Here is a 19,138-nt window from a genome sequence, read left to right as displayed (position 1 = left end):
GGGCTCGACGCGCGGCGCAGGGCCGGACGAGGTCGGGGCGGAGGCGGCCTCCGCCGCGGCGCCCGGGGAGGAGTCGGCGGGGCCGGGCGCACCGGACCCGGTCTGCGGGGCCGTGCGCTCCTCGGTCACCTGGTCAGTCTAGTCCGTGGCCGGGCCGGGTCAGACCGTCATCAGCGTGGTCACCGGCAGCTCGCCGAGCGCCTCGCGCCACGGCAGGAAGGACAGGTCCATCAGCACCGCCACGCCGACGACGCTGCCGCCGCACTGCTCGACCAGCTGCTGGGTCGCGCGCGCCGTGCCGCCGGTGGCGAGCACGTCGTCGACGAGCAGGACGCGGTCGCCGGGGGCGATGGCGTCGCGGTGGATCTCCAGCGTGGCCTCGCCGTACTCCAGGGAGTAGGAGACGCCGTGGGTCTCGCGGGGCAGCTTGCCCTCCTTGCGCACCGGGATGAAGCCGGCACCGAGGGAGAGCGCCACCGGCGCGGCCAGGATGAAGCCCCGCGCCTCCATGCCGACGACCTTGTCCACCACGCTGTCGGCGCCCGAGCGCCCGGCCGAGGCCAGCGCGGCCACCACGGCGCTGAGGCCGTCGTGGTCGGCGAGCAGCGGGGTGATGTCCTTGAACACCACCCCCGGCTCGGGGTAGTCGGCCACGTCGAGGATCAACCGGGCCAGGGCGTCGCGGGCGGGCGCGAGCGGGTCCTCGCCGGGCGAGGTCACTTCTTGCCGCGCTTGGATCGGGTCTGGCGCGAGGGCTGCTGCCGACCGGCGGCGCGGGAGTCGGCGACCGGACCCCGCGACGGGGGCACCACCCGACCGCGTCCCACCGCCTCCGAGGCCCGCGGGGGTGCGGTGCGCGGGGCGTTGCCGGCGATCTGCGGCCGGTCGCGGTCGACGACCGGGCGGTCGGCCGGGTCGGCGCCCGGCTCGTCCTCGACCGGCATGTCCTCGGCGAAGCTCGGCACGGTGGCGTAGGGGTCGGCCATGGCCCGGGCCCGGGCCTTGGCGCGCTTCTCCTCGAGCTTGACCTCGGTCTCCGAGGACTTCATGTGCACCAGCAGGCGGGGCGCCAGGAAGATCGAGGAGTACACACCGACCGCCATGCCGACGAACTGCGACAGCGCCAGGTCCTGCAGCGAGCTCGCACCCAGCTGCACGGTGCTGACGTAGAGGATCGCGCCGATCGGGATGAGCGCGACGATCGCGGTGTTGATCGACCGGACCAGCGTCTGGTTGACCGCCAGGTTGGCGGCCTCGGCGTAGGTGTAGCGGGTGCGGCGCAGCTCGGCCGACGTCGTGTTCTCGCGGACCTTGTCGAAGACGACGACGGTGTCGTAGAGCGAGAACCCGAGGATCGCCAGCAGACCGGTGACCGCCGACGGCGTCACGGGGAAGCCGGAGAGGGCGTAGATGCCGATCGTGATGGCGATGTCGTGGAAGAGCGCGACCAGCGCGGCGACCGACATCTTCCACTCGCGGAAGTAGGCCCAGATGAAGAGCACCACGAGGACGAGGAAGATGACCACGCCGAGCACGGCGCGCTGGGCGACCTGCTGGCCCCAGCTCGGGCCGATCTCGGTCTGGGAGATCGCGTCGCCCGACGCGCCGGTGACGTCGTCGATGATCTGCAGGATCGCGTCGTTGTCGGCGTTGGAGAGGTTCTCGGTCTGCACGATGAGCGCGTCGCGGCTCGAGGTCGTGACCGTGGGCGTGCCCGCGGCCTCGATCCCGGAGTCGGCGATCTCCTGGCGCAGCTCGTCGGCGGTGTCCTGGGTCGCGGAGCTCGCAGCGACGTCGACGTCGAACTGCGTGCCGCCGGTGAACTCCACGCCGAAGTTGAGGCCCTTGAGCAGCACGATGGCGATCGCCGCGGCCACGAGCAGCACCGAGACGAGGTACCAGGGGCCGCGCTTGTTGACGAAGTCGATCGACTTCCGACCGCCGTAGAGGTCGTTGCCGAGCCGTGAGAACGTGCCCATCAGGCCTTGCCTCCTGCCGTGGCCGGGACCCGGTCCATGCCCAGGGTCTCGGGGCTGAGGCCGGAGAGCCGACCGCCGCCGTTGAAGAACGAGTAGCGCGCGAGGTAGGACACCATCGGCTTGGTGAACCAGAACAGCACCGCGAGGTCGATCAGCGTCGAGAGGCCCAGCGCGAAGCCGAAGCCCTTCACGACGCCGGTCGCGAAGATGTAGAGGACCGCCGCCGAGAGCAGCGAGACCACGTTGGCGGCCAGCCGCGTGACCCGGGCGCGCTGCCAGCCCGACTCGACCGCGACCCGCATCGACTTGCCCTCCCGCATCTCGTCGCGGATGCGCTCGAAGAAGATGATGAAGGAGTCGGCGGTGACACCGACCGCGATGATGAGACCGGCGATACCGGGCAGGGTCAGCGTGAAGCCCGCGCCGGCGCCCAGGAGCAGGACCATGGCGTAGGTGATGGCCGCCGCGACGGCGAGCGAGCCGACGACCACCAGGCCCAGGCCGCGGTAGTAGACCAGGCAGTAGAGCATCACCAGGAGCAGGCCGGCCGCGCCGGCGTAGATGCCCGCGCTGAGCTGGCTGCCCGCGAGCGAGGGGCCGATCGTCTCGACCGAGGTGTCGCCGAAGGCGATCGGCAGCGAGCCGTACTTCAGGCTCGTGGCCAGGCTGTCGGCCTCCTCCTCGCCGAAGTCGCCGGTGATCTGGGCCTCGCCGTTGAGGATGGGGGTGTCGATGGTGGGCGCGGAGATCACGCCGCCGTCGAGCACGATGGCGAAGGGACGCTCCTGGCCGGCCAGGGCCTGGGAGACCTCGCCGAAGGTGTCGGTGCCCTCGCCGTTGAACGACAGGGTGACCGCCCAGCCGACCTGGCCCTGCGGGATGCCCGCGGCGGCGTCGGTGAGGTCGGTGCCCTCGATGATCGAGCTCGACAGCAGGTAGGGGATGCCCTCGTCGTCGCAGGTGATGAGCGGCGTGGCCGGGTCGTCGGGCATGGCCTGGCCGGTGCCCTCGGCGGGGCACTGGTACGCCGTGAACGCCTCGGCGCACGCTGGGGTGGGGCTGTTGATCCAGGCCAGCGGGTCGGCCAGGGTCTCGTCGTCGGCGGCTGCCGCCAGGCAGCTGTCGATCGCGGCCTGGCCGCCGGCGGCGGCGCCCGGGCCGGCGCTGCCCGAGGGCGAGGCGCTGCCGGAGGGCTGGGCCGAGGGGCTGGTGCTCGCACCGTCGCCGGCCTGGCCGCTGGGCTGGTCGCTGGGCTGGCCGCTGGGGCTGGGCGAGGCCGTGCCGGAGGTGAGCAGGTCGCGCTGGGCGAAGCCGGGAGCGGGGCGGTTGTTGCCGCTCTGACCGGCGCCGTCCTGCTGGCCGCCCTGCTGCTGGCCGTTCTGCTGACCGTTCTGGGTGCCGCCCTGCTGGCCACCCTGCTGGCCACCGGGGGTGGTGGCGCCGGGCACCTGCGTGCCGGGGTCGGTGCTCACCTGGCCGGCCGCGCCGCAGGCGGTGCCGAGCAGCGGGGAGCACGCGACGAGACGGAAGCGGAGCTGGGCCGTGCGCTGCACGGTCTCCTCGAGGTCGCTCTGGTCCTCGCCGGGGATCTCGACGGTGATGTTGCCGCTCGAGGTCGTGACCTCGCCCTCGGAGACGCCGGAGCCGTTGACGCGGTCGTCGATGATCTGGCGGGCCTCCTCCAGGTTCTCCTGCGAGGGGTCGCCGTCGGGGATCAGGACGATGCGGGTGCCGCCCTGGAGGTCCAGGCCCAGGGCCGGCTTCCAGGTGCCGGCCAGCGCGGTGAGCCCGTAGAGGATCGCCACGCCGAGGAAGAACACCACCAGGGTGCGGCCCGGACGGGTCGAGGGGCGCGCCACGTCAGCGCTCCTCGGTCTCGGCGCGGCCCTCGCCGAGGGCCGGCCCGTCGGTCGGGTCCTCGAGCGGGTCGTGGGCGGGGATGATCGAGCCGATCGCCCCGCGCACCACGCGGATCACGACGCCGTCGGCGATCTCGACCCCGACGTGCTCGTCGGTGATCTCGCGGACCTCGCCGAAGACGCCCGAGGTCAGCATCACCCGGTCGCCGACGGTGAGGGAGCCCTGCATGCGCACGAGCTCCTTCTGGCGCCGGGTCTGCGGCCGGATGATCAGCAGCCAGAACACCAGCGCGATCAGGATGATCGGCAGCAGGTTGACGAGCGTCGACACGACAAGACCTCTCGAGCAGGGAGTGGGTGCAGGGCCGCGGGACCCCGGAGGAGTCCCGGGGGCGACCGACGGCAAAGTGTAGCCGTGGCCCAGGCCACGTCGTGCACCACCGTGCCCGGCGGGGCGCGCACCGCCACACCCTCTCGGACCAGGTCGTGCGGGCCCGGCGCGCGGCGGCGGCGTGGCCACGCGGCGCGCGACCGCTCAGTCGTCGAAGAGCGCCGTGTCGGCCACCGCGGCGGGTGCGGCCAGGCCGAGGTGGTGCCAGGCCGCGCGGGTGGCGATGCGCCCGCGGGGGGTCCGGGCCAGGAAGCCGTTGCGCACCAGGAAGGGCTCGGCGACCTCCTCGACGGTCTCGCGCTCCTCCCCCACGGCCACGGCGAGGGTGGAGACCCCCACGGGGCCGCCGCCGAAGCGGCGGCACAGCGCGTCGAGCACGGCCCGGTCGAGCCGGTCGAGGCCGAGCTCGTCGACCTCGTAGAGGTCGAGCGCCGCGCGCGCCACGTCGAGGGTGACGACGCCGTCGGCGCGGACCTGCGCGAAGTCGCGCACCCGGCGCAGCAGGCGGTTGGCGATGCGCGGGGTGCCGCGCGAGCGCGAGGCGATCTCGCTGGAGCCGTCGGGGCGCAGCTCGACCCCGAGCAGGCCCGCCGAGCGGTGCACGATGCGGTCGAGCTCGTGGGGCTCGTAGTACTCGAGGTGGGCGGTGAAGCCGAAGCGGTCACGCAGCGGGCCGGGCAGCAGCCCGGCACGGGTGGTCGCGCCGACGAGGGTGAAGGGCGGGATCTCGAGCGGGATGGCGGTGGCGCCGGGCCCCTTGCCGATGACGACGTCGACGCGGAAGTCCTCCATCGCCATGTAGAGCATCTCCTCCGCCGGGCGCGACATCCGATGGATCTCGTCGACGAAGAGGACCTCGCCCTCGTTCATCCCCGACAAGATCGCGGCCAGATCGCCGGCGTGGGTGATGGCCGGGCCGCTGGTCAGGCGCAGCGGTGCGGTCATCTCGTGGGCGATGATCATGGCCAGCGTGGTCTTGCCGAGACCCGGCGGGCCCGACAGCAGCACGTGGTCGGGCGAGCGCCCGCGCATCCGCGCCGCCTCCAGCACCAGGCCCAGCTGGTCGCGCACCCGGGCCTGCCCGACGACCTCGTCGAGGCTGCGCGGTCGCAGCGCGGCCTCGACCGCACGCTCGTCGCCCTCGGCCTCGGCGGCGGTCAGGGACCCGAAGTAGGCGTCCTCGGCGGCCGCGAGGTCCTCCTCGCGCACGTCAGGCCCTGCTCAGCGAGCGCAGCGCGGCGCGCAGGAGCGCCGCGACGTCGGGCACCGGCCCCGCCTCGGGGGCCACGGCGTCGACGGCCTTCTCGGCGTCCTTCGCCGACCAGCCCAGACCGACCAGACCGGTCGCCACCTGCTCACGCCACGGCTCGGCCGAGGCGGCGGCTGGCGCCGAGCGACCGCCGACGGGCGCGCCGAGGCGGTCTTTGAGCTCCAGGATGATCCGCTGCGCGCCCTTCTGCCCGATGCCGGGCACGCGCGTGAGGGTCTTGACGTCCTCGGCCGAGACTGCGCGGCGCAGGTCGTCGGGCGCGAGCACGGCCAGCACCGCCTGGGCCAGCTTGGGACCGACGCCGGAGGCGGTCTGCACGAGTTCGAAGCAGGCCTTCTCGTCGTCGTCGAGGAAGCCGAAGAGCGTCAGGGAGTCCTCGCGCACCACCATGCTGGTGGGCAGGGTCGCCGGCTGCCCCACGCGCAGCGACGCCAGGGTGCCGGGGGTGCAGAGCAGCTCGAGCCCCACGCCGCCCACCTCGAGGACGGCGCTGGACAGGCCCACCGTGGCCACCTGGCCGTGCACGAACGCGATCACCTGCTGCTCCTCCCGGCCGCGACCTCGGCGGCCTGCTCCAACGCGCGCCTGCGCGCCTGCTGCTGGACGGCCCGCTGGGCCCTGACCTGGGCGTCGACCTGCGCCTGCCGGTGGGCGCGCGCGCCGCTGGCCCCGACGGCGGCGTCGAGGCGCTGCTGGGCCCCGCCGCGCCAGATGTGGGTGATGGCCAGGGCCAGGGCGTCGGCCGCGTCGGCCGGCTTCGGCGGCGCGTCGAGGCGCAGGATCCGGGTCACCATCGCCCCGACCTGCTGCTTGTCGGCGCGACCGTTGCCCGAGACCGCGGCCTTGACCTCGCTGGGGGTGTGCAGCGCGATCGGCAGCCCGCGTCGCGCCGCGCACACCATGGCGATCCCGCTGGCCTGCGCCGTGCCCATCACCGTGCTCACGTCGGAGCGGGCGAAGACCCGCTCCACCGCGACGGCGTCGGGTGAGAACTCGTCGAGCCAGGCGTCCACGCCCTTCTCGATGGTGACCAGGCGCTCCGCGACCGGCAGGTGCGAGGAGGTCCGCACCACGTTGACGTCGACGAGGGTCAGCGGGCGGCCCACCGACCCCTCCACCACCCCGAGGCCGCAGCGGGTCAGGCCGGGGTCGATCCCGAGCACCCGCATCGCGCCTCCTGTCCTGCCACCGGGCCTCGGTGGGCCGGCGTCGTGTCGAACATGTGTTCGCAGGCAACGCTACCCACCACGACCGGCCTGGGCCGCGGCGACACGCGGGCCGGGGCCCAGCCTCGGGAGCAGCCTCGGGAGCGGCCTCGGGTCAGGCGTCCTCGAGCTGGGCCATGACGTCGTCGGCCACGCCGAAGTTGGCGTAGAGGTTCTGCACGTCGTCGAGGTCCTCCAGGACGTCGACGAGGCGGAACATCTTGGCCGCGGCGTCCTTGTCGAGCGCGACCTGCATGTCGGGCACGAAGGAGGCGTCGGCGGAGTCGTAGTCGATGCCGGCGCTCTGCAGCGCGGTGCGCACCGCCACCAGGTCGGTGGGCTCGGAGACGACCTCGAAGGCCTCCCCCAGGTCGTTGACGGCGTCGGCGCCGGCCTCGAGGGTCGCCTCGAGCACGTCGTCCTCGGAGACGGTCTTCCCCTCCTGCTGCGCGGGCACCACGACGACGCCCTTGCGGTGGAAGAGGAAGGACACCGAGCCCGGGTCGGCCAGCGAGCCGCCGTTGCGGGTCATGGCGGTGCGGACCTCCATGGCGGCGCGGTTCTTGTTGTCGGTGAGGCACTCGATGAGCATCGCGACGCCGGAGGGGCCGTAGCCCTCGTACATGATCGTCTGGTAGTCGGCGCCGCCGGTCTCCGCACCGGAGCCGCGCTTGACCGCGCGGTCGATGTTGTCGTTGGGCACCGAGGACTTCTTGGCCTTCTGGATGGCGTCGTAGAGCGTCGGGTTGCCGGTGGGGTCACCGCCGCCCATGCGGGCCGCGACCTCGATGTTCTTGATCAGCTTGGCGAACATCTTGCCGCGCTTGGCGTCGATCGCGGCCTTCTTGTGCTTGGTGGTCGCCCACTTGGAGTGCCCCGACATGCGTTCCCTCTTCCCGTCCGTCCACGCCCTGCTCCCGGCGCACCGGGGCGGTCGTGCTTGTCGAAGTGCTGCGCCGGCCGGTCAGGGCTCCCGGACCAGGTCGAGGAACAACCCGTGGATGCGGGTGTCCTCGCCGACCTCGGGGTGGAACGAGGTGGCCATGAGCGGGCCCTGCCGGACCGCGACGATCCTACCCACGGCCGGACCGTGCGCCACACGCGCGAGCACCTCGACGTCGTCGTCGACGGCCTCCACCCAGGGCGCGCGGATGAAGACGGCGTGCACCGGGGAGTCGAGGCCGGCCACGTCGAGCGGGCCCTCGAAGGAGTCGACCTGGCGCCCGAAGGCGTTGCGGCGCACCGTGACGTGCAGCCCGCCGAGGGTCTCCTGCCCGGGCGCGGCGTCCTCGACGCGGTCGGCCAGCATGATCATCCCCGCGCAGGTGCCGAGCACCGGCAGACCCTCGGCGATCCGCTCGCGCAGCGGTCCGAGCAGGTCGAAGACCCTCGCCAGGCGGATCATCGTGGTCGACTCGCCGCCCGGCACGACCAGCGCGTCGACGGCGGCCAGCTCCGCCGCGCGGCGTACGCCGGTCGCCTCGGCCCCCAGCGCCCGCAGCGCGCGGACGTGGTCGACCACGTCGCCCTGGAGGGCGAGGACTCCGATGCGGGGTGACGGCACCGGGCGATCGTAGGGCCGGGCCCGGAGCCCCGCGCGGGCAGGTGGGACCGCGCGGGGCGGGTCAGGTGGTGGAGAAGGTGCTGGTCGCGGTGGTGGCGTTGCCGGCGGCGTCGACGGCACGGACGGTGAGGGTGAAGGCCGCCGCCCCGAAGGTGTTGGGGTAGGCGGACTCGGGCGAGCTCGGCACCCGCCAGGCCGTGCCGCCGACCAGCGTGGCCGGCTGCTGGCCGAGCAGGCAGGTGGCCGAGGCCCACGCCGACCCGTTCCAGCACACCGTGCTCGCACCCAGGCCCGTGCCGCTGCGCCGCTCCAGGCGGTAGGTGACCGCGGTGGTGGCGACGTTGTCCGACGTGGAGCCGCAGGCCACCCCGCCCGCCGGGCAGCCGGCGGCGACCTTGGTCGAGAACGAGCTGGACGAGGAGGACGTGCCGGTGGTCGGGAAGCCCACGGTGAGCGCGGGGGCGACGGTGTCGGAGGAGCCGGCCACCGGCACCGCGACCCGGTCGGACTCCTTGCTCCAGGCGGCGCCGACGGTGGCGACGAGGGAGTAGTAGGCGGTCGCCAGGACGGGCGCGCCCGCGTCGGAGCAGGTCGTGGTGGGGGCCGTGGTGGCGCAGGCCTGCACGCTGGTGCCGCCCGTGGCCGCGCTCCAGCGCAGCACCCGGTACGTGCCGGCCGTGCCGGTGCCCGCCGGCGTGGCCGCCCAGCTCAGGGTCACCGCTCCCGCCAGCGAGCGGCTGCCCACCGGCGACGTCGGCCTGGCGATCGCCCCGCTGGTGAGCTCCCCGCTGGTCGCGGCGGCGGAGTCGGAGAAGGCGGCCAGCGTTGCGCGGGGCGACGCCCCGAGGGCCGCGCCGACGCCCAGCCCCAGCAGGAGCGCGAGCACCACGACCACGGGGCGGCTCACGGGGCGACCTGGCTGGCGACGAGCGCGAGGGAGACCGTGCTCGGCGCGGTCTTCGACTGGAAGGTGTCGGCGGTCTCGAAGGGCAGGGTCACCTTGACGCAGAGCGTGGTGGAGGCGGCGACGTCGAGCCGGGTCGCCGTGGTGGGCGACAGCGGCGTGCCGCCGGAGCACCCCTCGGTGCGGGGGTAGGTCGCGTCGTCTCCGGTCTGCGTCGACCCGGCGAGAACCTCGACCACCAGCGGAGCGGCCAGGTCGCCGGTCTTGGTGGCGCTGGCGCGGAAGGTGAAGGGCGCGTCGCCGGCGTTGCGCACGGTGAGCGTCGCGGCGACGCTCTCGCCCGGCACCATCGTGGCGAGCGCGAGGTTGGTGGCGGCGTAGGCGGTGGGGTTGCCCTGGGCGCCGTCGACGGTGAGGTCGAGGCGCCCCGTGGTGAAGGAGCCGCTGGCCACGGTGTCGGTGTCGCTCCAGAAGGCGAAGGTGCCCTGGCTGCCGGCGCCCAGCACCAGTCCCCCGGCCAGTGCCAGTGCCGCCCAGCCCTTGGTGGCCCGGCCGCGCCGCGGCACCACCGCCCGACGGCGGCCCGTGGGGCGGGTGAGCGCGGGCCGGGACGGCCGCTGGGTCCTGCGGTGCTCAGCCACGGAGCACCACCGTGTCGTCGCGGAAGCCGTTGACGTCCTGGGTCAGGCGGAGCTCGAGGGACACGCGCGACCCCCTGCCCTGGGTGCGGTTGCCGGCCGTGTAGGCCAGGGCGGCGACGACCCGCACGTGCACCAGCCGGCCCGGGCGCAGGTGGTAGGCGAGCACGACCGGGGCGGTGCGCCGCAGCGACCCCTCCACCCGGGCGAGGCTCCGCGTGAGGTCGCGGCTGGGAGCGCCGCGACGGGCACGACCCGCCACCCGCACGCTGAACCGGTCGGCCGCGAGCAGCGGCCTCGCGCCGCGCGAGGCGACCGTGAGGGTCAGGTCGGCCGGCACCGGACCGTCGTTGCGCACCCAGAAGTCCCCCGCGCGCCGCTCCCCCGGCACCCAGCGGACCCCGCGGCCCCACACGGGGCCGTCCCAGGCCGAGGCGAAGGCGCGGTCGCGCGACACGGCGAGGTACGACGACACGTCGGTGTCGCGCAGCGCCGACTCCTCGGCCCGGCTCGCACCCGCCCCGGGCGGCCCGGCTGCCGGGCGCATCGCGACGGTGCTCACCGGCAGCGCGACCAGGACGGCGGCGACGAGCACCGTGCGGAGGCGACGGGCGTGCGACACGGTGGCTCCTCTCCTGGATCGGGCGGGCGGGCGGTCGGTCGGTCGAGCGGTCGGCGGCGCACCCGCGGACGGTCGCGGTGGGCGGTGCAGGTCAGGCGGTGCAGGTCAGGCGGTGCTCAGGTGGGTCGGGCGCGGGCGGCGACCCCGCTCGCGGGCGGCTCCGGTGAACATGGCGCCGGCGTAGGCGAGCAGCCCACCGCCGACGACCCACACCGCGACCTGGCGCTGGTGGCCGGTGAGCAGCGCGTTGACGCGGCCGAGGTGCGGCACGGCGTACCAGACCTCGCCGCGCAGCTGCGCGGCCTCGACGGGCTCGGCGTCGGGCACCGGGTTGGCGTCGCCCTGGGTGGTGAGCAGCCGCCGGCCGGTCAGGTCGTAGGCCACGTCGACGACGCGGTGGGTCACGACCTCGGGCCGCCCGGACTCCAGCTGGAAGGTCACCGGCGTGCCCGGGCCGATGTCGTCGGCGTCGACGGGCCTCACCACGACGAGGGTCCCCGGCGGGTAGGTCGGGGCCATCGACCCGGTGAGCACCGTGTAGGGCGTCGCCCCGACCACCCGTGGCACGACGACCCCGGCCGCGACGACCGCCGCGACCGCGAGCAGCACGGTCCAGGCGGCGACCTGCCCCGCCCAGCCCCGCGCTGTGCCGCGGCTACGGCTGCGGCTGCGGCTGCGGCTGCGGCTGCGGCTGCGGCTGCTCATCAGGCCGGGTTGGGGTTGTCCTGCACCAGGGACACCGTGAGCGCGTCGACCGCGGCGATGAGGTTCTGCGTGTCGTTGGCGTTCTTGGTGGTGGCGTCGCCGTAGGGGAACGAGACCGTGATGGCCGCGCTCAGCGTGTCGTTGTCGTTCGAGCGGGTCAGCTTGCCCGCGGTGAACCCGCTGGTGGTGGTGTAGGTCGCCGCCGCGGTGGCGTCGAGGGTGGACGTGCCCGGGTCCGACGACGTCTTGCGCACCGGGATCACCGCGGGCAGGGTCGGCGTGGCCGACAGGTTGTCGCCCTTGGCCCGCACCGTGAAGGTGCAGGTCTTCGTGATCTTGTCCCCCGGGACGATGGCGGTCACCACGGTTCCCGCCTTGGCGTTGCCGGGGGCGTAGGTCCAGCTCGTCGCGCACGCGCCGTCGGTCAGCTTGATCTCGCCGCTGGCGAAGGACCCGGGCTGGACGACGTCGTTGTCGGTCCAGTAGGCCAGCGAGCCGGCGCCCCCGAGCAGCAGCACGGCGGCGGTGGACGCCGCGAGGGCACCCTTGGTGGTCTTGTTCATGAGGGGCTCCGGTCGGTGGGTGGCGGGCAAGACACCTCCTCAACGGGCCCGTCGCGCCGGGGTCATGGCCCTCCGACGGAGATGGTCATGACGGGTCAGGGGTTCTGCCCGACCGGCGCCGCACCGGCCCGGACGGACTACTCACCGGCTTCCGTGCGGGCCAGGACGGGACTCGGGTGCGGTGGCGCGGGTCAGCCGCAGAGACTCACGACGACGAAGGTGTAGGTGCGGGTGGTCGAGGGAACCGAGGACCAGGTCACCGACGGGTAGGCGACGTGGGCCCGCACCCAGGCCGTGCCCCCGCTGAGCAGACCCACGAGGTCCACCGAGGTGCCGGTCGTGGTGACCGATCCGGCTCCGCCGTCGTAGGACACCGTGTAGCTCGTCGCGCCCGCCACCGGGGACCAGGTGAACCGCACGCTGCCGAGGCCCAGACCGGTGCAGGTGAACGTGGCCGGCGCCGGCACGGTGCCTGCGCTCAGGATGGTGCCGCCGACGCCGACGGTGTCGGTCCAGGGGGCGGCCCGCGCCGGCGCCGGCTGCAGGCCGGCGGCGAGCGCGAGCGCCGCCAGCGTGGCGTGCGCCGCGGCGCGGGCCCGGCCGGGCGGGCGTGGGTCGTCCCGGTGCCGCGGGGTCACGACAGGTCCGAGGAGGCCGTGAAGGTGAGGGTCACCGCCGTCGTGGCGCCCTGCAGGCCGCTGGCCGCGTTGCCGGGCAGGGTGAGCTGCACGCACACCTTCTCCGTGGTGGCGGGGGCCAGGGTGCGACCGGTCCCGACCAGCGCCCCGTTGAGCGCGGAGCCCGCGCCGGCCAGGGCGGTGCCGGCGCAGGTGGTGGTCGGGGCGCTGCCGGTGACCGTGGTGTCGCCGGTGACCTTGACCACCAGCGTCGCGGCCAGGCCCTTGCCGTCGCCGTTGGTCGCGGTCGACGTGGCGGTCCAGCGCAGCGGAGCGGTGCCCGCGTTGCGCACGGTGAGCACCGCCGCGACGCTGCCCCCGGGCACCATCGCCCCCACCGACAGCGAGGTGTAGCCGGTCACGGCGTTGCTGCCGTCGACGGTCAAGTCGATGCTCCCCGCGGTGACGGTGGCGCCGCTGACCGGCACCTCGTCGGTCCACGCCGCCCACGTGCCGGTGGTCGCGACGCAGGCCACGACCGCGAGACCGAGCGCCGCCCGCACCCGCAGCGACCGCAGCGGCCGGGGCACCCCGCCGCGGGCGGGGGTCGCGCGGTGGCTAGGCATCGGCGCGCTCGCGGGGGTGCTCGACCGGGGCCCGGTGCCGCCCCGGTGCGACGGGGGTGCGCCGCGACGACGCGGCGCGGTGCTCCCGCACCGCCCGGGCGTACGCCGAGGCGGCGTAGGACAGCAGCAGGCCGGCCAGGACGAGGCCGGCCAGCCGCCGCTGCTCCCCGCTGAGCAGCCGCCCGACGTGGCCGAGGTGCGGCACGGCGTACCAGAGCCGTCCGCGCACCTGCTCGGGCCGCACGGCGACGGGGTCGGCGACGTCGTTGGCGTCGCCCCGGGTGGTGAAGCGCAGCTCGCCCGCCCCGTCGACCCCGACGGCCACGATGCGGTGGGTGACGACGGCGGGCTCGTCGCTGCGCAGCTGGTAGGTGACGACGTCGCCGGTGCGCAGCGCGCCGGTCTCGGCCGGCCGCACCACGACCAGGGTGCCCGGCGGCAGCCCGGGCCGCATCGAGCCGGTGAGCACGGTGTAGGCCGAGCCGCCTGCGAGACGCGGCACGACCAGCCCCACGGTCAGCGCTGCGAGCGCGAGCAGCGTCGCCGCCCAGGCCGCGACCCGGGCGACGCGACGGACCCACGTCAGGACGCGCACGGCCTCAGCCGGAGTGGTCCTGGGTCGCGGTGACCGTGATGTCCTCGAGCGTCGCCTGCAGCCCGGCGGTCGGCACGTTGCTGGCGTTGTCGGACCCCAGCGGGAAGGACACCGTCACCACCGCGGTGACGACGTCGCCGTCCTGCACCGCCACCCCGCCGGCCTCCGGGTCGACGGGGACGCCGCCGACGGTGTAGGCGGTGGAGACCACGAGGTCGTCGACCAGCGCGTTGGTCTCGGTCACGACGGGGTCGGAGGTCTCGAAGGTCGCCGACAGGTGCTCACCCGCGGCGTCGAGGGTGAAGGTGCAGCGGTGGCTGAGCTCGTCGCCGGGCACGATCAGCTGGGTCGTGAACGCAGCGCCCCCGTCGAGCTCCCACGGGTCGCAGACCGGGTCGGTGAGGTCGAGGTAGCCGCTGGTGGAGCCGGTGCCGGGGAGGTCCTCGGCATCGGTCCACACCGCGAGCGTGCCGGCGCCCCCGAGCAGCAGCACGACGCCTGCGCCCGCGGCGAGTGATCCCTTGACGATGGTGCGCACGTCGACGCCCTCCTGGCTCCGGCAGCGCCCTGGCGGCAGCCGGCTCCCCGTGCCCATCGGTCGGCGCGGCGCCCGTCGGAGGCTTCCGCGCGTCGATGACCCGTCCGTCCACCCGGTCCACCCGGTCGGGGCCGGGCATGGCCCGGACGGGCCCGCCCGTCGGTGCGCGGTGCGGGTCGTGGCATGGCCCGGACGGGCCCGCCCGTCCGTGCGCCGCCGGGGGCGTACGCCGCGTGGCAGGCTGACGCCATGACCCGGGCCAGCGTCGTCGTCGCGGCGCTGCTCCTCGCCCCCGTCCTCGGGCTCGGCGCCTGCACCGACCCCGGCGCTCCGCACAGGGCCCCCTCACTCCCGGCGGACCCGTCGGTCGCCACCGCCCCCGCCGACACCGATGCACCCACCGCCGGGTCCGACGCCGGGTCCGACGCCGGCGACGCCACGGCGGGCCCCGGTGCGCCCGGCGGCGGCACGGCCGCGGAGTCGGCGTACCTGGCGTGGCTGGGGGCGCTCGCGGCGCGCGACGCCGCCGGGGCCTGTGCGCGGCAGGCGCCCGAGCTGACGATCGAGCTGCGCGGCAGGGCGATCCTGCTGGGTCGTGCCGGCCTCGGCGACCCCTGCACCGGCTTCGTCGGGGTGCTGTGGGACGAGCCGACCGAGACCCTCGCGACCGACGTCGCCGGTCTCGAGGTCACCTCGGCCACCGCGGAGCGGACCGTGCTGGCGGTCGACCTGCCCGGCCGCGACCAGACGGTGACGATGACCTACGACGACGCGAGGTGGCGGGTGCTCGCCACCGTGGCCCGCGGCGGCGGGGCCGTCGACGACGCCGTCACCGCGCGGTGGGTCGCGGCGTGGTGCGACCTCGAGGTCGGGTCGCCGTCGGGCGTCGTGGTGGACCTCATGGGCGAGCCGTCGGGCCGCTACACCGTCGCCGACGGCGGCGAGCCGCAGCTCTACTGGGCGGCCGCGCCCTACGACTTCCGCGCCTACCTCGACACCACGGGCCGGGTGCTCGACCTGGTCGGCGACTACGACGCCCTCACGGCCCGTGACCGGGCGCTCCTGCCCTGCCCCGAGCTGCGCTGAGCCCTGCGGTGACGCGCGGCGTCGGCCGAGCCGGCGCCGGGCCGGGCGACCCGCCGGCCCGTCAGGGCGCGGCGGGCCCGGGCGTCACCAGCCGCGCTCGGCCAGGCGGTGCGGCTGCGGGATCTCGTCGACGTTGAGGCCGACCATCGCCTCGCCCAGGCCGCGCGAGACCTTGGCGACCACGTCGGGGTCGTCGTAGAAGGTCGTGGCCTTGACGATGGCCTCGGCACGCTGCTGGGGGTTGCCGGACTTGAAGATGCCCGAACCCACGAAGACGCCCTCGGCGCCGAGCTGCATCATCATCGCGGCGTCGGCCGGGGTGGCGATGCCGCCGGCGGTGAAGAGCACCACGGGCAGCGAGCCGCGCTCGGCGACCTCCTTGACCAGGTCGTAGGGCGCCTGGAGCTCCTTGGCGGCGACGTAGAGCTCGTCGGGCAGCAGCGAGGAGAGCCGGCGGATCTCGCCGCCGATGGTGCGCATGTGCATGACGGCGTTGGAGACGTCGCCGGTGCCGGCCTCGCCCTTGGAGCGGATCATGGCCGCGCCCTCGGCGATGCGGCGCAGCGCCTCGCCCAGGTTGGTGGCGCCGCAGACGAAGGGGGCGGTGAACTGCCACTTGTCGATGTGGTTGGCGTAGTCGGCCGGGGTCAGCACCTCGGACTCGTCGATGTAGTCGACCCCGAGGCTCTGCAGCACCTGCGCCTCGGCGAAGTGGCCGATGCGGGCCTTGGCCATGACGGGGATCGAGACGGTCTCGATGATCGAGTCGATCATGTCGGGGTCGCTCATCCGGCTCACGCCGCCCTGGGCGCGGATGTCGGCGGGCACCCGCTCGAGGGCCATGACGGCCACGGCGCCGGCGTCCTCGGCGATCTTCGCCTGCTCGGCGGTGACGACGTCCATGATCACGCCGCCCTTGAGCATGTCGGCCATGCCGCGCTTGACGCGGGTGGTGCCGGTGCCGGTGGTCTCGGACGGGGTGCCAGCGGTGTCAGCCATGGGTCGAATTCTACGGCCGTTTACCTGCCCGACCCATTCGACGAGAGGGTCCTCACACCTCGGCGAGCGCCTGCTGGCGCACGACCCAGATCCGCTGCACCACGGTGACCGTGCTGGCCACGGCGAGGGCCCACAGCACCACGTGCAGCAGGATCGGGGCGTCGAAGATCGCGCTCAGCCCGGTCATCACCAGGATGGCCACGAGACGGTCGGCGCGCTCGGCGATGCCGACCTTCGCGGTGAAGCCGAGGCCCTCGGCCTTGGCGCGGGCGTAGGAGGTCACCGCCCCCATGAGGAGGCAGACCAGGCACAGCACGAGGTAGAGCGTGCTGTCGCCCGGGCCCGCGAAGTAGAGCGAGAGCCCGATGAAGATGGCGCCGTCGCCGATGCGGTCGAGCGTGGAGTCGAGGAAGGCGCCGAACTTGCTGCTCTTGCCCTGCGACCGGGCCATGTAGCCGTCGATGAGGTCGCTGAAGACGAAGGCGGTCGCCACCAGCACACCGGTGAGCAGCATGCCCTGGGGGAAGAAGACGAGGGCGCCGGCGCTGAGCCCGAGGGTGCCGACGAGGGTCACGACGTCGGCGCTCACCCCGAGGCGGATCAGGAGGTGGGCGACGGGGGCGATGACCTTCGTCCAGAAGGCGCGGAAACGTTCCATCATGGCGGGAGCAGGCTAGCGGCCCGGCGCCGCGCCGCCGGCACCCGCCTCGGCCAGGCGCTCGCAGACCTCGGCCACCGCGCTCGGAGCGCCGGCGACGTACCAGCGCCGGCCCGCGGCCTCGACGTGGCGCGCGACGCCCCCGACCCCGCGCAGGAGCGCCTCGCCGGGCAGCCGGTCCCAGTCGGGCACGGAGTGCTGCACGACCACGTCGACGACGCCGCCGGCGGCCAGCGCGGCGTCCATCGACCCCGACCCGAGCATCCGCACCGTCGCCGCCGGCGCCAGGGCGTGGCCCCAGGCCAGGCCGGCCGGGGTGGCGTGGGTAGGGGGGTGGCGGTAGGTCGCCACGCAGGCCTGGTCGAGGGTGCGGTCGACCACCGGGTCGAGCGCCACGCCGTCGCGGGTGCTCGGCAGGGCCGGGCCGCCGACCCAGGTCGTGTCGTCGTGGGGGTGGTGCACCGCCCCCAGCAGGGCGGCGTCGAGGCGCGAGGGGTCGCCCTCGACCAGGGCCAGGGCCGAGCACCACCCGGTGAGACCGCGCACGAAGTTGTAGGTGCCGTCGACGGGGTCGACCACCCAGGTGCGGCCGCTGCGCGAGACCCGCTCGGCGCCCTCCTCCCCCAGCACGCCGTCGTCGGGGCGCAGCGCGGCGAGCCGCTCGAGCACCAGCCGCTCCGCGGCGTGGTCGGCCGCGGTGACGACGTCGGAGACCGACGTCTTGCGGGTCGTGTCGAGGGCTCCGGCACCGCGCATGCGCAGCGCCAAGCGCCCCGCGTCGCGCACGAGCGCGACGGCCAGCTCCACGTCGGCGGGGTCGGGACGCCGGTCGCGCGGCGCGGGAGGGGCCACGGCTCAGGAGGGCCAGGCGTCGGTGAGCAGCGCGCGGGTCTGGCCGAGCAGCTCGGGCAGGGTCTTGGTGCGCCCGATGATCGGCATGAAGTTCTGGTCGCCGGGCCAGCGCGGCACGACGTGCTGGTGCAGGTGGGCCGCGATGCCGGCCCCGGCGATCTCGCCCTGGTTCATGCCGATGTTGAAGCCGCCCGCCCCGGAGACCGAGCGCACCACGCGCATGGCCGTGCGGGTCAGGTCGGCGATCTCCGCGGCCTCCTCGTCGGTGGTCTCGGTGTAGTCGGCGATGTGGCGGTAGGGACACACCATCAGGTGGCCCGGCGCGTAGGGGTAGAGGTTGAGCAGCACGAAGCTCAGCCGGCCGCGGTGCACCACGAGGCTGTCCTCGTCGGGCAGCGAGGGGATCCGGCAGAAGGGGCACTCCCCCGACGTCGCGTCGGCCGGCTTGTTCTCCCCGCGGATGTAGGCCATCCGGTGGGGTGTCCACAGCCGGTCGAGGCCGTCGGGCTCGCCGATGCCGTCCTGCACCAGGACCGCCTCGTCCTCGGCTCCTCGGCCGTTCACCGCGGGCCCTCGACCCGGGCGGGCGGGAGGTCGACGAGGTCGCTGGTCTCGACCCTCGCCGCCGCGTCGACGGCGGCGGAGGCCTGCTCGAGCAGCTGCTCGATGGGCTGGTCGGAGCGCAGCTCCAGCCCCAGGCTCCGGGCGTGGCCCTGGAGGATGAACCACACCGAGTCGGTCGTCAGCGCGACCAGCAGCGGGGCGGGCGGGGTCTGCTCGGGCTTGGCCATCCAGCGGCGCACGGCGCCGAAGACCGCGCCCACCAGGCCGAAGACCAGCGGGTCGAGGGCGGCGCGCTCGTCCTCGCTGACCTCGAGGTCGAGCAGGTCGACCGCGGTGGTGATCACCTCGACCACCTGGGCGGCGATCCGCTCGATGCCCTGCTGGAGCGGGCCGGAGCCGTCGAGGGAGGTGTCCTGCTCGGCCACGTGGTGCAGCGCGGGGTGGGTGGTGGCCCAGTCGACGTAGGTCCGCACGACGCGGCCGACGATCTCGGGGATGGTGCCGTCGAGGGTGACGGCGGGCAGCAGCTCGGCGGCCAGCCCCTCGACGATCGCGGTCTGCACGGCCCGGTCGAGGTCGGCGCGGTCGGCGAAGTGGCGGTAGATGACGGTGCGGCTGAGGCCGGCCTGCTCGGCGTACTGCTGCACGTGGACCTCGGCGCCGGGCTCACCGGCCTCGATCACCGCGAGGGCGGCGTCGATGATCTGCTGGCGCCGCTCCTGGTTGTGGCGGTCCCAGCGCGCCTGGCGCCCGTCGGGGCGGCCGCGCTCGGTCGACGCCATCCCCACCCCGTCCCGTGCGCCCGTCGGCGCGTCGCTGTCGCTGTGCTGACAACCCTAACCCGTGGCACCGGCGTACTGTCGATCGCACGGGGCCATCCAGGCCCTCCACCAGAGGAACCGC

24 protein-coding genes are annotated in these 19,138 nt (G+C 74.7%); 1 reads left to right on the top strand and 23 read right to left on the bottom strand.

Annotated elements, in window-relative coordinates; all coding sequences use genetic code 11:
* Positions 1 to 159: 159 nt before the first annotated feature.
* The 18 genes from LPA27_RS07780 to LPA27_RS07695 all read right to left on the bottom strand — a co-directional run bounded on the left by LPA27_RS07780 (position 160) and on the right by LPA27_RS07695 (position 14,076).
* Positions 160 to 720, bottom strand: a complete 561-nt coding sequence (locus LPA27_RS07780; protein ID WP_228942080.1) for an adenine phosphoribosyltransferase — start codon at positions 718 to 720, stop codon at positions 160 to 162.
* Positions 717 to 1,979: a protein translocase subunit SecF gene (gene secF, locus LPA27_RS07775; protein ID WP_228942079.1), complete on the bottom strand. Its 1,263-nt coding sequence runs from the start codon at positions 1,977 to 1,979 to the stop codon at positions 717 to 719. Before secF ends, LPA27_RS07780 begins: the two co-directional genes overlap by 4 nt.
* On the bottom strand, positions 1,979 to 3,838 hold the full coding sequence (gene secD, locus LPA27_RS07770) for a protein translocase subunit SecD (RefSeq protein ID WP_228942078.1): 1,860 nt from the start codon (positions 3,836 to 3,838) through the stop codon (positions 1,979 to 1,981). The genes secF and secD overlap by 1 nt, the downstream gene beginning before the upstream one ends.
* A 1-nt stretch (position 3,839) precedes the next feature.
* Positions 3,840 to 4,169 carry a preprotein translocase subunit YajC gene (gene yajC / locus LPA27_RS07765; RefSeq protein WP_056862761.1) on the bottom strand — a complete coding sequence of 110 codons (330 nt, stop codon included), beginning with the start codon at positions 4,167 to 4,169 and terminating at the stop codon, positions 3,840 to 3,842.
* A gap of 204 nt (positions 4,170 to 4,373) precedes the next feature.
* Positions 4,374 to 5,390: a Holliday junction branch migration DNA helicase RuvB gene (ruvB, locus tag LPA27_RS07760; protein WP_227489176.1), complete on the bottom strand. Its 1,017-nt coding sequence runs from the start codon at positions 5,388 to 5,390 to the stop codon at positions 4,374 to 4,376.
* 49 nt (positions 5,391 to 5,439) lie between these two features.
* Positions 5,440 to 6,036, bottom strand: coding sequence for a Holliday junction branch migration protein RuvA (ruvA, locus tag LPA27_RS07755; RefSeq protein ID WP_056904373.1), 597 nt, complete (start codon positions 6,034 to 6,036; stop codon positions 5,440 to 5,442).
* Positions 6,033 to 6,668 carry a crossover junction endodeoxyribonuclease RuvC gene (gene ruvC, locus LPA27_RS07750; RefSeq protein WP_193664222.1) on the bottom strand — a complete coding sequence of 212 codons (636 nt, stop codon included), beginning with the start codon at positions 6,666 to 6,668 and terminating at the stop codon, positions 6,033 to 6,035. The genes ruvA and ruvC overlap by 4 nt, the downstream gene beginning before the upstream one ends.
* A gap of 151 nt (positions 6,669 to 6,819) precedes the next feature.
* The gene (locus LPA27_RS07745; RefSeq protein WP_228942077.1) at positions 6,820 to 7,587 is read right to left on the bottom strand and encodes a YebC/PmpR family DNA-binding transcriptional regulator; all 768 of its coding nucleotides are present in this window, start codon (positions 7,585 to 7,587) and stop codon (positions 6,820 to 6,822) included.
* Positions 7,588 to 7,668: 81 nt separating this feature from the next.
* Complete coding sequence (gene pdxT, locus LPA27_RS07740; RefSeq protein WP_228942076.1) at positions 7,669 to 8,268, bottom strand: pyridoxal 5'-phosphate synthase glutaminase subunit PdxT; 600 nt, start codon at positions 8,266 to 8,268, stop codon at positions 7,669 to 7,671.
* Positions 8,269 to 8,329: 61 nt separating this feature from the next.
* Positions 8,330 to 9,175 (bottom strand): hypothetical protein, encoded by an 846-nt coding sequence (locus tag LPA27_RS07735; protein WP_228942075.1) that lies wholly within the window; start codon positions 9,173 to 9,175, stop codon positions 8,330 to 8,332.
* Positions 9,172 to 9,813: a TasA family protein gene (locus LPA27_RS07730; RefSeq protein ID WP_228942074.1), complete on the bottom strand. Its 642-nt coding sequence runs from the start codon at positions 9,811 to 9,813 to the stop codon at positions 9,172 to 9,174. The genes LPA27_RS07735 and LPA27_RS07730 overlap by 4 nt, the downstream gene beginning before the upstream one ends.
* On the bottom strand, positions 9,806 to 10,432 hold the full coding sequence (locus tag LPA27_RS07725; RefSeq protein ID WP_228942073.1) for a hypothetical protein: 627 nt from the start codon (positions 10,430 to 10,432) through the stop codon (positions 9,806 to 9,808). Before LPA27_RS07725 ends, LPA27_RS07730 begins: the two co-directional genes overlap by 8 nt.
* A 105-nt stretch (positions 10,433 to 10,537) precedes the next feature.
* Entirely contained in the window at positions 10,538 to 11,137 is a 600-nt protein-coding gene (locus tag LPA27_RS07720; protein WP_228942072.1) for a signal peptidase I, read from the bottom strand.
* A complete protein-coding gene (locus LPA27_RS07715) occupies positions 11,137 to 11,730 on the bottom strand; it encodes an alternate-type signal peptide domain-containing protein (RefSeq protein WP_228942071.1) in 594 nt (197 codons plus the stop codon). Before LPA27_RS07715 ends, LPA27_RS07720 begins: the two co-directional genes overlap by 1 nt.
* Positions 11,731 to 11,891: 161 nt before the next feature.
* Positions 11,892 to 12,338 carry a hypothetical protein gene (locus LPA27_RS07710; protein ID WP_056904380.1) on the bottom strand — a complete coding sequence of 149 codons (447 nt, stop codon included), beginning with the start codon at positions 12,336 to 12,338 and terminating at the stop codon, positions 11,892 to 11,894.
* Positions 12,335 to 12,943 carry a SipW-dependent-type signal peptide-containing protein gene (locus tag LPA27_RS07705; protein ID WP_056904381.1) on the bottom strand — a complete coding sequence of 203 codons (609 nt, stop codon included), beginning with the start codon at positions 12,941 to 12,943 and terminating at the stop codon, positions 12,335 to 12,337. Before LPA27_RS07705 ends, LPA27_RS07710 begins: the two co-directional genes overlap by 4 nt.
* Positions 12,936 to 13,538 carry a signal peptidase I gene (locus tag LPA27_RS07700; RefSeq protein ID WP_056904382.1) on the bottom strand — a complete coding sequence of 201 codons (603 nt, stop codon included), beginning with the start codon at positions 13,536 to 13,538 and terminating at the stop codon, positions 12,936 to 12,938. The genes LPA27_RS07705 and LPA27_RS07700 overlap by 8 nt, the downstream gene beginning before the upstream one ends.
* A 4-nt stretch (positions 13,539 to 13,542) precedes the next feature.
* Complete coding sequence (locus LPA27_RS07695; RefSeq protein WP_056862747.1) at positions 13,543 to 14,076, bottom strand: alternate-type signal peptide domain-containing protein; 534 nt, start codon at positions 14,074 to 14,076, stop codon at positions 13,543 to 13,545.
* Between the two features lie 249 nt (positions 14,077 to 14,325).
* Between LPA27_RS07695 and LPA27_RS07690 the strand changes: the two genes are divergently transcribed.
* Positions 14,326 to 15,162 carry a hypothetical protein gene (locus LPA27_RS07690; protein WP_228942070.1) on the top strand — a complete coding sequence of 279 codons (837 nt, stop codon included), beginning with the start codon at positions 14,326 to 14,328 and terminating at the stop codon, positions 15,160 to 15,162.
* 84 nt (positions 15,163 to 15,246) lie between these two features.
* Here LPA27_RS07690 and pdxS read toward each other — a convergent pair whose 3' ends face one another.
* Genes pdxS through LPA27_RS07665 form a run of 5 tightly spaced genes read right to left on the bottom strand, consistent with a single transcriptional unit; the run spans position 15,247 to position 19,017 of the window.
* Complete coding sequence (gene pdxS, locus LPA27_RS07685) at positions 15,247 to 16,161, bottom strand: pyridoxal 5'-phosphate synthase lyase subunit PdxS (protein WP_056862745.1); 915 nt, start codon at positions 16,159 to 16,161, stop codon at positions 15,247 to 15,249.
* 52 nt (positions 16,162 to 16,213) lie between these two features.
* Complete coding sequence (gene pgsA / locus LPA27_RS07680) at positions 16,214 to 16,822, bottom strand: phosphatidylinositol phosphate synthase (protein WP_228942069.1); 609 nt, start codon at positions 16,820 to 16,822, stop codon at positions 16,214 to 16,216.
* Positions 16,823 to 16,834: 12 nt separating this feature from the next.
* Complete coding sequence (locus LPA27_RS07675; RefSeq protein ID WP_228942068.1) at positions 16,835 to 17,671, bottom strand: inositol monophosphatase family protein; 837 nt, start codon at positions 17,669 to 17,671, stop codon at positions 16,835 to 16,837.
* 3 nt (positions 17,672 to 17,674) lie between these two features.
* Positions 17,675 to 18,235: an HIT family protein gene (locus tag LPA27_RS07670; RefSeq protein WP_056904386.1), complete on the bottom strand. Its 561-nt coding sequence runs from the start codon at positions 18,233 to 18,235 to the stop codon at positions 17,675 to 17,677.
* Entirely contained in the window at positions 18,232 to 19,017 is a 786-nt protein-coding gene (locus LPA27_RS07665; protein WP_156697724.1) for a TetR/AcrR family transcriptional regulator, read from the bottom strand. The genes LPA27_RS07670 and LPA27_RS07665 overlap by 4 nt, the downstream gene beginning before the upstream one ends.
* Positions 19,018 to 19,138 lie beyond the last annotated feature (121 nt).

The organism is Nocardioides sp. Leaf374, assembly GCF_916862475.1.
Taxonomy (GTDB): Bacteria; Actinomycetota; Actinomycetes; order Propionibacteriales; family Nocardioidaceae; genus Nocardioides; species Nocardioides kribbensis.
This window is presented reverse-complemented; position numbering and strand designations above follow the sequence as displayed.